Genomic DNA, 532 nt, shown 5'->3' with positions numbered 1-532 from the left:
AGTCATTTTCTAAAGATATTTAAGAAATATAAAAGGTTAGAACATATAGATAGTGAAAAGGGTAAATGCCCAACGAGGACAAAAGAGTTTAGTAACAACTCATTATTTAATTTTGTTGAGAAACAATTAACTATAGGTTCAGATTATGTCATATGTGATGATTTGGGAAATGAGTGGGCAGACTATATTTCTATTAAATCTCATGAAAATATCTCTTTTTTTCATGCTAAACATGGCAAGAAAGGATTAAGTGCTTCCAATTTTCATGAAGTAATTTCTCAAGCGCAAAAAAATTTAGGTAATATTTTTGCAAATGATGCGGAATTAGATAGAAAAAAAGAAAAATGGAACAAGATATACTCTCTTAAAGATTATCCAAACTCTCAAATTAGAAGGTTGCGAAAAGGAACTAATGCTAGATACGCAGTTGATATGTATAGAAAGACCTTGTTAAGCCCAAACACGAGAAAAGAAGTTTATTTGGTTGTTGACTTTATATCATATAATGATATAAAAACAGAATTAGAAAAGT

At 28.9% G+C, this 532-nt stretch carries 1 protein-coding gene; it reads left to right on the top strand.

Features of this window, described 5'->3' with window-relative positions; translation table 11 throughout:
* On the top strand, positions 1–532 hold a 532-nt coding region (locus KVT27_RS23600), incomplete at both ends, for a hypothetical protein (RefSeq protein WP_217582068.1).

The organism is Lysinibacillus sp. GbtcB16, assembly GCF_019091145.1.
In the GTDB taxonomy this organism is placed as follows: domain Bacteria; phylum Bacillota; class Bacilli; order Bacillales_A; family Planococcaceae; genus Lysinibacillus; species Lysinibacillus fusiformis.
The sequence above is the reverse complement of the archived record's forward strand: the minus strand, read 5'-3'. Positions and strand labels throughout refer to the sequence as shown.